The organism is Chitinophaga sp. G7 BAM 1005 (assembly GCF_057126945.1).
Window position 1 is genome coordinate 4,913,757 of record NZ_CP181478.1, and the last position, 14,925, is coordinate 4,928,681.

10 protein-coding genes are annotated in these 14,925 nt (G+C 46.8%); 6 read left to right on the forward strand and 4 right to left on the reverse strand.

The window, feature by feature from the left end:
- The first annotated feature begins 184 nt into the window (after positions 1–184).
- Entirely contained in the window at positions 185–1,132 is a 948-nt protein-coding gene (locus ACMXI2_RS19620) for an arginase (protein ID WP_079473296.1), read from the forward strand.
- Positions 1,133–1,138: 6 nt separating this feature from the next.
- Here the strand turns inward: ACMXI2_RS19620 and ACMXI2_RS19625 are convergent, their stop codons facing one another.
- Positions 1,139–2,221, reverse strand: a complete 1,083-nt coding sequence (locus tag ACMXI2_RS19625) for a DUF3810 domain-containing protein (RefSeq protein WP_483777764.1) — start codon at positions 2,219–2,221, stop codon at positions 1,139–1,141.
- Between the two features lie 15 nt (positions 2,222–2,236).
- Between ACMXI2_RS19625 and ACMXI2_RS19630 the strand changes: the two genes are divergently transcribed.
- Positions 2,237–3,115, forward strand: coding sequence for a fructosamine kinase family protein (locus tag ACMXI2_RS19630; protein ID WP_483777765.1), 879 nt, complete (start codon positions 2,237–2,239; stop codon positions 3,113–3,115).
- Here ACMXI2_RS19630 and ACMXI2_RS19635 read toward each other — a convergent pair whose 3' ends face one another.
- A complete protein-coding gene (locus tag ACMXI2_RS19635; RefSeq protein WP_483777766.1) occupies positions 3,116–5,536 on the reverse strand; it encodes a PAS domain-containing hybrid sensor histidine kinase/response regulator in 2,421 nt (806 codons plus the stop codon).
- Between the two features lie 245 nt (positions 5,537–5,781).
- Here ACMXI2_RS19635 and ACMXI2_RS19640 point away from each other — a divergent pair, with 245 nt between their 5' ends.
- The 3 genes from ACMXI2_RS19640 to plsX are packed head-to-tail and all read left to right on the forward strand — an operon-like array spanning position 5,782 to position 7,546.
- Positions 5,782–6,324, forward strand: coding sequence for a YceD family protein (locus ACMXI2_RS19640; RefSeq protein WP_483777767.1), 543 nt, complete (start codon positions 5,782–5,784; stop codon positions 6,322–6,324).
- A 12-nt stretch (positions 6,325–6,336) separates the two neighbouring features.
- The gene (gene rpmF, locus ACMXI2_RS19645) at positions 6,337–6,531 is read left to right on the forward strand and encodes a 50S ribosomal protein L32 (RefSeq protein WP_079473289.1); all 195 of its coding nucleotides are present in this window, start codon (positions 6,337–6,339) and stop codon (positions 6,529–6,531) included.
- A 52-nt stretch (positions 6,532–6,583) separates the two neighbouring features.
- Positions 6,584–7,546, forward strand: coding sequence for a phosphate acyltransferase PlsX (gene plsX / locus ACMXI2_RS19650; protein WP_483777768.1), 963 nt, complete (start codon positions 6,584–6,586; stop codon positions 7,544–7,546).
- A 183-nt stretch (positions 7,547–7,729) separates the two neighbouring features.
- Here plsX and ACMXI2_RS19655 read toward each other — a convergent pair whose 3' ends face one another.
- Both ACMXI2_RS19655 and mazG read right to left on the reverse strand, forming a co-directional pair.
- Positions 7,730–11,551: a sensor histidine kinase gene (locus ACMXI2_RS19655; RefSeq protein ID WP_483777769.1), complete on the reverse strand. Its 3,822-nt coding sequence runs from the start codon at positions 11,549–11,551 to the stop codon at positions 7,730–7,732.
- 23 nt (positions 11,552–11,574) lie between these two features.
- Complete coding sequence (mazG, locus tag ACMXI2_RS19660; RefSeq protein WP_483777770.1) at positions 11,575–12,345, reverse strand: nucleoside triphosphate pyrophosphohydrolase; 771 nt, start codon at positions 12,343–12,345, stop codon at positions 11,575–11,577.
- Between the two features lie 252 nt (positions 12,346–12,597).
- On the opposite strand from mazG, the gene ACMXI2_RS19665 reads away from it, so the two are divergent.
- Complete coding sequence (locus ACMXI2_RS19665; protein ID WP_483777771.1) at positions 12,598–14,883, forward strand: Tex family protein; 2,286 nt, start codon at positions 12,598–12,600, stop codon at positions 14,881–14,883.
- Positions 14,884–14,925 lie beyond the last annotated feature (42 nt).

Below are 14,925 nucleotides of genomic sequence, written 5' to 3' on the forward strand. Positions count from 1 at the left end.
AAAAATAGCCCGGTTAAAATTCAACGTTGTCAACCAGAACCGGGGAAATATTGAACAAATCGCTACAATAACGCCACTGTATTGGATTTGATTCATGTATTATATACAAGTTTTTCACCCTCACCGGTTCCGGCGCTTTGGGCATTCACATAAAATCCTGTAGCTTGCCTTTAATGCTATTTTTATGAAGAACATTAAAATAATAGAAGTAAAATCAGAAATAGGAGCAGGTACGCGTGGCGCCAGTTTGGGTGTAGATGCTATTAAGATTGCCGCGCTGGACTTTATGAGCAACTTTTTTGTACACTTCCCCACCGAAGCAATTGAAACGGAAAATAAGCTGTTGTTTGAACCTATTGAATCGCCCTATGCCAAAAGGATCAAAGGTACTTTTAACATGTACGAGCGTATCAGCAAAAGTGTGTGTGAAACGGTAAAGGCCAACTGGTTCCCGGTGTTGCTTTCCGGTGACCACAGCACTGCCGGCGCAACGATTGCCGGTTTGAAGATGGCGCATCCCAAAGCCAAATTGGGCGTGATCTGGATAGATGCGCATGCTGATCTGCATACACCTTATACCACCCCTTCCGGTAATATGCATGGTATGCCGCTGGCTACAGCCATTGCGGAGGACAATATGGACTGCAAGGTGCATGACCTGGACGAGAATACCGCTAAAATGTGGAATGCCTTGAAAAATATCGGCAAAATAGCGCCGAAGGTGCTTCCGGAAGATATTGTATTTATTTCCCTGCGGGATTATGAGAAAGAAGAAGATTACCTGATCAAGCAATATGGCATGAAGGTGATCACCACCAGTGAGGTACGCAGGAAAGGGCCGGAGAATATTTCCCGTTCCGTGTTCCGTTACCTGAGTGATTGTGAGTACATCTATGTTTCTTTTGACGTGGATAGCCTGGACGCTTCTATTTCCAAAGGTACCGGCACGCCGGTAAGTAATGGATTGAGGGAGCGGGAAGCAGAGGATCTGATTGCCAAATTCATGCAGCACCGAAAGATCTGTTGTTTTGAGATCACCGAAGTAAACCCTACGCTTGACCGTGAAAACCTGATGGCAGAAATTGCCTTTAATATTTTGCAGCGCAGCGTGAATGTGCTGATGATGAACTGATGTTTGTTATAATTTGAAGTAGGCGATAAGCCAGCCGGTTACTTCGCTGTAACTGCGGATGCCTTTGTCCTGTTTATTGGCTTTGAGATAGCGGTCGTACAGCAGGGAGGAATAGGCATCTAATTTTCCTGTATAGGGTTCATAAAAATCCATGATGGCTTTATAGTCGGCTTTTACGCCGGGGAGCGCCCTTTTCCAGATGTTACGGGCCAGGGTGGTATCGCGGCGGGCGAGCTGGCGTACGCTATAGAGGAACATATCAAAATTGGCGGCATAACGGAAATGGCTATCCGGAATGCTGGTAGCCGCCAGGTAACCTACAAAGTTGGCTTCTTCTTCCGGTGCATAACCGATCTGGTGTGCAATTTCATGACAGGAAACAAATGGCAGCAATACGTCGGGAATGGTGGTATTTACCTGCGCTTCGTTGGTAAACGGGTTGAGGTAGCCGGTAATACCGGGGTAATTAAGCCAGTGGCCAAACATAGCCGGTTTTATGCCGGGTGCTTTATAACGCAGGGCGGGCCAGGTTTTGGCAGCGGCATCGTAAGCATCGATGGCCCTTTCAAAAACGGGTTTGCCAGTGGTATCTGTTTTCATGACGCCGGTGGTATCGCCCGTGTTGGCCTTTTCCAGGTTGACTAACTGCAGTAGTGTATCCGACAGGTGGTAAAGTTGCTGCGTATTATAAGTACCTGTAACGAGACGGGTATCGCGGGTGAGGGAATTGCGTTCGTAGTTAAAGCCCCATAATACGAGGAAGGCAAGATATACCCCCAGCAGGAATTGAACACCGCGAAGCAATTGAAAACCCAGGGCTTCCCAGCGTGCGCGGATGAGTTTATAACATAGTTTTAACAAATAGAGTATTCCTCCGATAATCCAGGCAGTATATATTACATCGCCAATACTGAATGGAACTATACCTGTTACTTGTCTGAACGCCAAACTACTCCAATCGTACCACCTATGGAAGTAGAAATCGCCGAAGCGGTTACTCCAGGCGAATAATCCTTTTAACAACAGTATAGCCGTAAGTGTTAGTACAATACGGACGATTTTCTTTTTAATCCGGACTTTTGTCTCCATATAATGTGGCGGAACATGATAGATGAAATTCTACAAAAACAGTTAAGCGTAGCACTTTCCGAACATTTGAAAGTAAAAATACATATTAATGATGCAAAAAGCGTGCATGGTGGTGATATTAACGAATCTTTTCGTATAGGCACCAACGAAGGATATTTTTTTATCAAGATGAATGATGCCGGGAAGTACCCTGATATGTTTAAGCAGGAGTATGCGGGGTTGCTGGAGTTGCAGGCTGCCAAAGCATTACAGACTCCCAAACCGTTCGCATACGGGAGTGTGAACGGACGGGCTTACCTGTTACAGGAGTTCCTGACGAAGGGGCAGGCGGTAGCTGATTTCTGGGATGACTTTGCTGTTTCGCTGGCAAAGCAGCATCGTGTAACGCAGCCTCATTATGGGTATGCGGGAACCAATTATGTGGGAAGTTTGAAGCAGTATAATACGCCTTATAGCAGCTGGCCGGTGTTTTATGCGTTTAACCGTTTGTTGCCGCTGATCAGGATGGCTTATGACCGGCAGCTGGTAGACAGGCAGCTGGTGCAGCAGGTAGAGCGGTTGTGCAGGCAGTTGCCACAGATATTCCCGGTGGAAGCGCCGGCGTTACTGCATGGTGATTTGTGGTCGGGTAATTTTATGGTGGGGAGTAACGGGCGGGCCTGTGTTTTTGATCCGGCGGTGTATTATGGCCACCGGGAAATAGATCTGGCGATGGCGCGGCTTTTCGGAGGTTTTGACACGCGGTTTTATTATGCGTATCAGGCTGCCTATCCATTGCAGCCGGGGTGGCAGCAGCGGATAGGCATTTGCCAGTTATACCCGTTGATGGTACATTTTATTTTATTTGGCGGTAATTATTACAACAGCATGAAAGAGGTGCTGCAATCGTACTGATCATTCGCCGGGGGAGTCGATAAAATCGCGCATCTTGCCATATTCTTCTTCCACAAGTGGATAGTAGCGGTTTACATCTTCCGTAATTTCATCAAAAAGCCGGCAGATTTCTGCACTGTGCAGTTCCTGGTTGATACGGAGATAATTTTCCAGTTCCTGCATTTTAGCGCTGATCCAGGTGAGGCCCACCATTGCGAAATTCGGTTTCAGTTTATGTACCTGGAATTTCATGGCTTCCCATTCATGGTTGTCCACCATTGTTTGCAGTTTGGTGATTTCGTCCCGGATGGTTCTGATAAAAATTTCAAAGAGGTCGGCGGCATAGGAAATATTGCTCTCATAGAGATCTGTGAGATATTTGACATCCAAATCGTTATTAAACTCAAATCCGCTTAAGTTCTGCACTTCTTCCATTATTAGTTCTGTTTCGTCTTCGTTGAGATATTTATTAAAAATCTGTAATAGCTGGTCCGGTGTATAGGGTTTGGTGAGTATGTCTGTTATTCCGGCGGCCCTTGCCATAGTGGCGGTGCTTTCCATTGCTACGGCGGTAGTGGCGATCACCGGTGTAGCAACATTCGGTTTTTCTTCATCTGCCCTTATTTTTTGAGCCAGTTCCATACCATTCATGCCGGGGATACGGATATCCATGAGGATAAGGTCGTATTGGCGGGATTCAAGGAACCAGGTGGCATCCGGGCCATTGGTAGCCAACTGATAGTTGATTTTGTATTTTTCCAGCAGGCTCATGATATAGCGCAGATTCATCTGGTTATCTTCCACCACCAGGACTCTGGCGTCTTCAAATGACCGTTGCAATAATTTCCTGCTTAGTTTACCGGTGTTGACGGTGAGTGGCCGGCGGCTATCCAGGAAAGGGATACTGAAACTAAAGCAGGTATTAAAGCCGGGGCGTTCTTCCACGGTGATGTTGCCACCCTGGATTTCCACGAGTTGTTTAACGATGGCGAGTCCCAGGCCTGTGCCACCGTATTTTTCACGGATATCGTCTTCTGCCTGTTTGTAGTTCCGGAAAATGAGTTCCAGTTTATCCTTTTTGATGCCTATGCCTGTATCGCATACCCGGAAGCGTATCCACAGTTTATTTTCCTGCCAGCTTTCCTGGGTGGCAGTGATGGCAATTTCGCCTTCGTTGGTGAACTTCTCTGCATTACCTAACAAATTGATTAGTATTTGGTTCATTAGCAGATCGTCGCCGATCAGCCAGGTATCGAGAGCGGCGTCCAGTTCGGCGGTTATTTTTACGGGGCGGCGGCCCAGTTTGAGTTCAAAGGTATTGCGTAGTGACTGGATCAGTTCGCGGAGGTTGAATTCGCGTTGGTTAACCTGTATTTCCCTGGCTTCAATGCGTGAAATATCGAGAATATCACTGACTATGCCCAGCAGTATGCCGGAGGAGTTTTTCAGGATGTTGACGTATTCCTGCTGTTGCGGGTCCAGGTGGGTTTCTTCGAGCAGATGGGCCATGCCGATGATGGCATTGAGCGGTGTGCGGATTTCGTGGCTCATGCTGGCGAGGAAATCTTTCTGGGCACGCTGGGCTTCTTCAGCCTGGCGGCGGGCTGTATCCAGTTCCTGTTGCAGTTTTTTCTGGTCGGTGATATCCATGTGGATTCCTGCCCCGCCGGTGATGTTGCCGTGGCGGTCGTATATATTAGCCGAGCTGGCGAGGATCCACCGGTTGGAGCCGTCTTTCAGTTTTATTTCCATGTCGTACACGAGGGGCACGTTTTCATCGAGGCGCTTTTTACGGAGGGCACGGGCGTAGGCCCGGTTATTTTCCGGTACAAAAACGTCGGTGATGTTCCGGCCGATGAGTTCCTGCTCATTATAGCCGGAGAGGCGGCAAAAGCTTTCGTATACGCGGGTGATATTGCCTTTTACGTCTGTTTCGCACATGGCGGCGTTGAGGTTATCGAGGATGACCCTGAATTTTTCCTCATTGCGTTTTATTTCTTCCTGCACGTTGTGCCGGCGGGTGATATCGACGGCCTGCCAGATGCTGCCGCTGAATATTTCACCGTTGAATACGGGGAGGTAGTTAATTTCCCAGATATGGCCGTTGCGGAAGGGCACTTCCCAGCCGAACCAGGGCTTTTTTTCCTTGCGGAGGGATTTCATTTTAGCTTCCAGCGGCACGTAATCGGCTACCATTGGCTTCAGATAGCGGATCAGTTCAGGATAAGAGCAGTTCAGGGGAGTATTTCCATTCATATACCGGCTGAAAATGTCATTTACCCATATGCAGCGATGCTTTTCATTGGTCACCAGCAGACCGGCGCTGGTGCTGTTGAGCCAGGCTGTTATGGGCAGGGAAAAGAGGTCCGGCGCACCGTTTAAAGGCATGCCGGCACTACCAGTAGTGTTTATTTTCTTACTGTATTTTCCTGTGGCCTTCATCGTTTTGATGGAATGGGGATACGGGTTTTCAATAAAATCGTTGAATTGTGAAAATCAGGTATAAGATAAAAGCGAATTACGTACCTTTGCGCCTCACGCCTGGATGCCACAACATCAATATGGCTGATATTTTATGATATAAATATATATATAAATAAGATATCGTTGGTAAACAAATTTATGAAATTTTTGCAATTGCAAATATTTAATTACCTTTGCATCCCTCTAAAAGTGAGGATATTGATATGAAACCACTCCGCGAATTTGATATAGCCTTTGTTGGATTAAACCCAGGGGAACATTCATTTCATTATGCTATCGGGGAACGTTTCTTTGATAATTTCGAGGAGCCGAGGGATTTCAGTAATTGCGAGGTGAGTGTAAATCTCACATTGGATAAGAAGAGTAACTTCTTCTTACTGAAATTTGCGATAGGTGGGAAGGTAACAGTTACCTGCGACCGGTGTGGAGAGCCTTTCGAAATGCAGCTATGGGATGATTTTAACCAGATAGTAAAGCTGGCAGAGAACCCGGAAGAGCTGGCAAGTGGAGAAGAAGATCCGGATGTATCGTATATACTGAAGACAGAGAGCCATTTGAACGTGGCAGAATTTATATACGAGTTCATCCATCTGAGCATTCCAATGCAACGTATACATCCCGACAATGCCGATGGCAAAAGCGGGTGTAATCCGAAAGTGATTGAAATGCTGGAGCAAATGAACCAGCAGGCAAAAGAAAACGATAACCCAATCTGGAAAGGATTGGATAAATTTAAGGACAATTAAAAATTAAATAAAATGCCAAATCCTAAACGCAGACATTCTCAGCAAAGATCAGCAAAGAGAAGAACGCATTATAAGGCGGTAGCGGATACATTAAGCACAGACAGCGCAACCGGTGAAGTGCACCTGAGACACCGTGCTCATTGGGTGGAAAACAAACTGTACTACAGAGGAAAAGTAGTGTTGGAAAAACAGAGCGCAGCTAAATAATAAATTATTTTACTATTTTTACCCGAGCTAACAAGAACAAACCTTGAGTTACATGAGAATCGGGCTTGATATGATGGGTGGCGATTTCGCGCCCACGGAAGCAGTAAAAGGAGTAAAATTATATTTAGACACTGTTGCATCTGAGGTGCATCTGGTTTTAATTGGAGACGAACAACAGTTAGCTCCTTTAATTGCAGCAGCACAGCTGGACCAATCAAAATATTCAGTTGTTCATTCATCCCAGGTAATCGGGATGGATGAACACCCTACCAAGGCGCTGAAAGAGAAGCCACAATCCTCCATCTCTATCGGTTTTCATTTACTGAAAAATGAAAAAATAGATGCTTTCATCAGCGCAGGTAATACCGGCGCCATGATGGTAGGCACCTATTATTCCATTAAAGCCATAGAGGGAGTGCAACGTCCTACTATATCTACTCTGGTACCCCGTGAAAACGGTACGTACGGCCTCTTGCTTGACGTAGGTATCAACGCCGACTGCAAACCTGAAAACCTGGCACAATTTGCCCTTCTCGGATCCCTATATTCCAAACATATTCTTCAGGTACCCAATCCTAAAGTTGGTTTACTGAATATCGGCGAAGAAGAAGGTAAAGGCAACCTGCTTGCGCAGGCAACTTACCCGCTGTTAAAAGAAAGCAAACAAATTAATTTCATCGGCAACATTGAAGGAAGGGATATCCTCTCCGAAAAAGCAGATGTAATTGTATGCGAAGGCTTTACCGGCAACATCGTACTTAAGATGGCCGAATCATTCCATGAAATTGCGTTAAGACGTAATATCCAGGATGACTACATGAAAAAATTTGATTCTGAATCATATGGCGGTACTCCCGTTTTAGGCGTTTCCAAACCAGTAATTATTGGTCATGGTATTTCCCAGGAAACTGCCTTTAAAAACATGATACAGCTGGCGCAGCAAATGATCGAAAGCAAACTGCTGGAAAAAATCAAAGAAAGCTTTGTAGCTAAAGAAGATACACAACAGCAGTAAACGCGGATTTTGTCTTTCTGCCTGATTACACTGATTTTACTTTATTGATTTTATAAAGGATTAAGGGAGATATAAGCGGGTATATTCGCTTTTATCTCCCTTAGTTATTATTATTAAATCTGAAGAAATCTATAAAATCAAAAAAGTAAAATCAGTGTAATCAGGCAGAAAGACAAAATCCGCTTAATGCCCCTGCAACGGCAACTTCACATAGAACGTAGTACCTTCATTCAGCTTTGTTTCAAACCAGATCTCCCCTCTCGCCTGCTCGGCAATGTTTTTACACATGGCCAGTCCGAGGCCGGTACCGGAAGACTTGGTGGTGAAGTTGGGAACGAAAATACGGGATTGTATTTCCGTGGAAATGCCTTCGCCGTTATCGGATACGCTCACTATCACGTGACTATCAGCAGTCATTTGTAACCTTACCACGATCTGTCCTTTGCGGTCGTCGGGAATGGCCTGTATAGCGTTCAGCAGCAGGTTGGTGAACAGCCTGTTCATCTGGGTTTTATCTGCGAATACATAAAAATTGCGGGTGGGCTGCACGTAGGTAACTTCACAATCTTCATGCCCCTGGTACAATGAGGTGAGAGAATACAATACCTCATTAAGCAGGAATTCTTCGTTATTGGGTTCGCCTATGCGGGCAAAGGCGGAGAAGTCGGACGCAATATTGGAGAGGTGTTCGATCTGTTCCACGAGTGTACCGGCCACTTTGCGCGACAGCTCCTTCACATTGGGTGAATCGCCGGCGATAGCGCGTTGCAGGTATTGGATGCTCAGCTTCATGGGCGTGAGCGGGTTCTTGATTTCATGGGCTACCTGCCGCGCCATTTCACGCCATGCTCCTTCCCTTTCGCTTTTAGCCAATCGCACCGCGCTCACTTCCAGCTTGCGTACCATCTTATTATATTCTTTTACCAGCGCGCCGATTTCATCATCTTTATCCCATTCTATTTCATCGTTGCGCTGGCCCAGGTTTACGTGCCGGAGCTTTTCCGTTACCAGCGAGAACGAACGGGTAATGGAATTGGTGATCAGCAACGCCACCATTCCTGCGATAAGGAAAATGAAGGCGTTGAAATTGATGAGGGCCACCAGGAAGTTAGAAATCTGCTGGTTCAGTTCTGTTTGCGTGGCGAAATAAGGAACGTTCAGGTATGCGATCACTTCATGTGTATCATGATTACGCAACGGCATGTAGCCCGACAGGAACGGCATCACCCCGATATATTCTGTATGGATAAACTGGATCTGTTCCAGCCGGTATAAACTATAGAATGCCTGCGGATCTATTTTTACAGAGATCAGCCCTTTGTCCGTCATCATCGGCTGGGTGGTTTGCTGCAGGTTGCCATCGCGGTCGTAGATATTAATATCCAGGGCCCTTTCATTGGCGATATCCGCCAGGGAGGTGGCCAGTTTTTTCATCAGTTCTGAATCATACATATCCCCTACCTGGTCCAGGTCGCGTTGGTTTTCCAATACCTTTTCCACGTCTTTGGCTACTTCTCTCATGGTTTTGCTGAGCCGTTCGCGGTTCTGCATTTCAGAGCGGTAGATAAAGAATTTGATAGTAGTGATGCCCAATATCAGGAAAGAAAAAATAACAACAAAGATGATGGTGCCATGTACTTTTTTGCGGATACTGATATTGATCAGTGCGCGCAGATTGCTGATCCGCATCCTTGCTTTGATGAGCAGGTCGAATGCTTTGTATACTGCAATGATGAGCAGGAACAAACAGAACATGTAAGCGAACAGGGTGATGAATTCCACGAACATCCTGTTTTCTTTTACCACTATCACTACTTTCTCCGGGGTAGCGCGGTAGATCAGTTCTGAATAACCTTTGATGGATTTTACGGTAACATCTGCCACAGGCAGTTCATGTGCATATAAACGGATGGGGAAAGGAAAATCATTGTTATTACTAACGAGGATGCCTTTATCGTATACGGCAAAGGAGTAGGCGCCGGCGTATTCGCGGCCGGGATCGCTCATATCGCCTTCCACCAGCAGCTCGGGATAAAGCCGTTCGCTGCTTACCGGTTTTGGCGCCAGGGTGTATACCAGCCAGCCGGTTACTTCCCCGCCGGCGTTATGAAATTCCTTTTTAGCGATATAGCTGTAGTCGTTGAAGCTGCGTTCATAATAATACAGGTCGTTGCCGGGCACCAGTGATGGAGAGGATTCCGACTCGGTAAATATCTGCCGGTTAAAAGTTACCAGGCTGGCGGTATCTGAAGAAAACAGGGAGGCGCCGTTTTCATCATAGGCATAAAGGTTTACCCGGAACCTGCTCAGGTAGCCCTGGAAGTATTTTGGCAGCAGCAGGCTGTCGAACGCCGACTTACGGTGGGTTCTGCCGCTACGGTCCTGGAAAAAAAACTGGAGGGCTTCGTCGTGTTCTATCTTTTTACCGATATCATTCAGCAGCATTTCCAGGTAAGGGTCCTTTTGTTTGGACAGGTCTTCCGCGAGTTTCTGACGGGCATACAGCTCCTTATGATTGTTATAATGTACCAGTGCACCAGAGGTGGTGATGGTGAGCAGGAAGAGCCAGAACAGAAACGGTACGGTGGCCATACTGCTTTCAAAGCGATCAGCGAGGAAGTCGAGCAGCACGATGTAAATCAGCAGCCAGATCACCATTGTAACGGAGAACGGCAGTTCCGGGTTGTGGATACGGAACAGCAGCCAGATGATGCCTACTGCAGCCAGCCAGATATATTTGGTACGGTACTGGAAATTGGTAAGTTCATTCAGCAGGTAGTTGATGATCTGGGAGAAGAATAAAAAGCTGAAAGATATGAAGCCCAGTACCATAAAGCCGATGATGCTGTAAATGATACTGTATTCCGTAAGACTGAAGGGGTTGGTAACATCAAAGGAGATCTTGGAATCTATTACCAGGCTCTGGATGAGGTCTGCCAGGAATTGTTCCACGATATAGAGGATCAGGCTGGCGATGATGATCACCACGCTCTGCGCCCATCTTTTTTTGAGTACCGGCGGGTTGATGGTTTTTACGTGTTCCCGGAAAAAGAGGATCATCCAGAAGGTGAGTAATACGTTGATCAGCAGATCGCCGAGCGAGTAAAAGATTTCATCTTTGGCGTAGATCCTGGGGTCGAAGATATTGAGTTCCTTCAGGTTAAACGGGAACGGGTATACGTAACTGAGCACCCGCATGCCGAATACGATGAGGAACAGGAACAGGAAGCCATACAGCGGGTTGGTGGTTTTGGCCAGCAGGGTGGCAAAGAGGTTGAGGAATATAAGTACGCAGATACACCCCAGCACCCGCAGCAGTATACTGAGGTTATTGGAAGGATGTACGTGCATGCCATTGTTATAATCGAGGAAGAACAGCGTTTGTTCCTGCCCGTTATTTACCGGCAGGATGGTATGTTCCGGTACCACCAGGGCAGGTTGTTCCCGGAGGATGCTGTACTCTTCTCCCAGTTCTTCCTTATCGTAAAAGTGATTGACCAGGTAGTTGTTTTTAATGGCGTATTCCATGCGGACGGGAATAGCTGCCACCAGGTATTGTGCATGCCCCCGGACTGATTTTACTTTCCGGGTGATAACTTCATAATAGCCATTTTTCAGCTTCATGAACCGCTGACCGTTTTCCAGTGTGGCTTGCAGTTCATCCGGCTGTACCTGGCTGGTATTCCAGAAGGTGAGCCAGATACCGGTGTTATTGGAATCGTAGGCAAAGAGGTAGTACTCCATGCCGGTGAGTTTGTCCAGTGTTTTCTGATCGTAGCTGCGCTGGAAGAGGGAGTTGGTGAGGGCAGTATCTTTAGCGAGTTTTTCGAATGTTTTTTCCCGTTGATGGATACTCTTTTCCATACTGCGTTTCACGCCTTGCGGGGACGAGTAGTACGACCAGTAGTTACTGAACAGGAAAGCGAAGGTAAACAACCAGGCTGCAATGATCAGGAGATAGCCATGCCGCAGGAAAAAAAGCCGTATTTCTTTAGAATCGATCAATGCGGGTGTATTAAAAAAGCGATTTACAATTGCTCTGTGGCTTTCACCTTATTCCAGAGTGTATCCATTTCCGTTAAGTTCATATCGTTGAGGGTGCGGCCCTGTTCCAGTGCCAGCACTTCCATTGCCTGAAACCGGCGCCGGAACTTTTTATTCGTACGTTCGAGGGCATTTTCCGCATCGATGTTGAGGAACCTGGAATAGTTCACCAAAGAGAACATCACGTCGCCGAATTCATCTTCCATATCATTTATATTCCCGCTGTTAACCGCTTCTTCCAGTTCATTCACTTCTTCCTTTACCTTCTCCCATACCTGCGCAGTATTATCCCATTCAAAGCCGGTTTGTTTGGCTTTTTCCTGGAGGCGCATCGCTTTTACGAGGGCGGGCAGCGACAGGGGAACACCACTGAGTACGGATTTCTTTCCTTCTTTCAGTTTAAGTTTTTCCCAGTTTTGTTTTACCTCCTCTTCCGTATCGGCTTTTACATCGCCATAAATATGCGGGTGGCGGTGGATGAGTTTATCGCATACACCGTTTATCACGTCGTTTATATCAAATTTCTGCTGTTCAGCGCCTATTTTGGCGTAGAAAACGATGTGCAGGAGGATATCCCCCAGTTCTTCTTTGATGGACTTCCAGTCTTCATCAGTGATGGCATCCGCCAGCTCGTAGGTTTCCTCAATGGTGAGCTGACGAAGCGTTTGAATGGTTTGCTTGCGGTCCCAGGGGCACTTTTCCCTTAAATCGTCCATGATCTGCAGGAGGCGATCAAATGTAGCTGTCTTTTCCATATTTTGTAAAAATAGGGATCATTTGGGGATTTTGATATTCATAGATGATTCCGGGCAGGAACGGGTCCGGAGAACCAAATACGGACGTGTAAAAATGGGGAATACTTTTTCTTGGTAAAAAGGCCATTTTAGTTACATTTGCGAGCTATTAAATGGTAGCGATTTCATGGTTTGGAGATGGTAATTTTTGTAATTATTGTGGTTACAAAACCTGTCATCTGGCAATCAAAAAATCCCAAAATGTATTGATTTATGAATCCGAAACACATTGCGCTTATTTCATCGGAGTTGGGTATTTCCGGTAAACAGGCAGAAAACACCATGACCCTGTTATCTGAAGGCTCTACGGTTCCATTCATCAGTCGTTACCGTAAAGAGGTAACGGGAAGTCTGGATGAGGTGCAGATAGGCCGTATTGAAGACCTGCAGAAGCGTTACAAGGAGGTGGATGACCGTCGTGATTTTATTATCAAAACGATCACTGAGCAGGAAAAAATGACGCCTGAGTTATTATCCAAAATAGAAAACACCTGGGTACTGGCTGAGCTGGAAGATATTTACCTGCCCTATAAGCCTAAGCGTAAAACCCGTGCTACCGTGGCCATTGAGAAAGGACTGGAACCGTTGGCTACCCTGTTGTTTGAGCAGCAGGACGGTGATATTTCAGCGGCGGAAACATTTATCAATGAGCAGGTGGCAACGTCTGAAGAGGCGTTGAAAGGTGCGCGTGATATTATTGCGGAGTGGATCAATGAAAATGCGGAGTGCCGCGACAAGCTGCGTAAGTTATTTGCCAATACCGGCAAGCTCACCTCTAAAGTGGTGGAAGGAAAAGAAGCCGAAGGCGATAAATATAAAGACTATTTCGAGTTTTCAGAAGATTTGCGGGAGATGCCATCCCACCGGGTGCTGGCGATATTACGTGCAGAGCACGAGGGTATCCTGTTCAGTTCCATTGCGCCGGTAGAGGAAGATGCCAATGCGTTGATCAACAAACAATTTGTGGTGGGTAAAGGCAAGGCGGCAGAGCAGGTAACCAAAGCTGCGGCAGATGCGTACAAGCGTTTGCTGCGTCCTTCCCTGGAGAATGAGTTCCGGGCGTCGGCAAAAGAAAAAGCGGACCAGGAAGCGATCGAAGTATTTGCGGAAAACCTGCGTCAGCTGTTACTGGCAGCGCCGCTGGGACCAAAGGGCGTTATTGCCGTTGACCCGGGTTACAGAACGGGTTGTAAGGTGGTAGCGCTGGATAACCAGGGCAATATGCTGGACAACGATGTTATTTTCCCGCTGGAAAAAAATTACAAGAGAGATGATGCAGAAGCCCTGCTGAAGAAGTGGGCGGCAAAATATGATACCGAAGCTATTGCGGTGGGTAATGGTACAGCGGGTCGTGAAACAGAGGAGTTTGTAAAGAAGATTGATTTTGGCAAAAAGATCAATGTGTTTATGGTGAATGAAAGCGGCGCGTCTGTATATTCTGCTTCAGAAGTAGCCCGTGAGGAGTTTCCGGATCATGATGTAACGGTGCGTGGCGCTATTTCTATCGGCCGCAGGCTGATAGATCCGCTGGCCGAGCTGGTGAAGATAGATCCGAAAGCTATTGGTGTGGGGCAGTACCAGCATGATGTGAGCCAGTCGTCGTTAAAACAGAGCCTGGACCGGGTGGTGGTGAGCTGTGTGAACAATGTGGGTGTGAACCTCAATACAGCTTCCAAGCACCTGCTGGCGTATATTTCCGGTTTGGGTCCTTCCCTTGCGGAGAACATTGTAAAGTACCGTAAAGAAAACGGCGCATTCAGTAACCGTATGCAGCTGAAAAAAGTGCATCGTTTGGGCGATAAAGCATTTGAGCAGTGCGCGGGCTTTTTACGTATTGAAAACGGCGACAACCCACTGGATAATTCCGCGGTGCATCCGGAGCGTTATGACCTGATCAGGGAAATGGCCGCCAAACAACACAGCACTGTACAGGACCTGATGGGCAAGGAAGAACTGCGTAAACAAATTAATGCGAAGGATTATGTGAGTGCCGAAGTTGGTTTGCTGACATTGGAAGATATATTGAAGGAGCTGGCCAAGCCTAGCCGTGATCCGCGCGACGAGATCTCTATTTTTGAATATGCCGAAGGCATTCATAAGATGGAGGATGTAAAGCCGGGGATGGTATTGCCGGGCGTGGTAACCAACATCACTGCATTTGGTGCATTTGTGGATATTGGTGTAAAGCAGGATGGGCTGGTGCATATTTCCCATCTCTCCAATAAATTTATCAGCAATCCTAATGAAGCCGTAAAGCTGAATCAGAAGGTGCAGGTAACCGTGTTGGAAATTGATGTGGCGCGTAAGCGTATTTCATTATCGATGAAAGACAATGAGAAAGGCGGTGGCGGCGGTTCCCAGCAGCAGGGAGCCAGAAGGGAGCCACGCGGCGATCAGCAACACCAGCAGAAGAAGGTGAATAAGCCGGCGGCGAAAGAAGCGCCGCTGAACGACTTCCAGGCGAAGCTGGCCGCGTTGAAGAATAAGTTTGATAATTAAAAGAGATAAGAAAAAGGAAGGCCACACCGGTCTTCCTTTTTC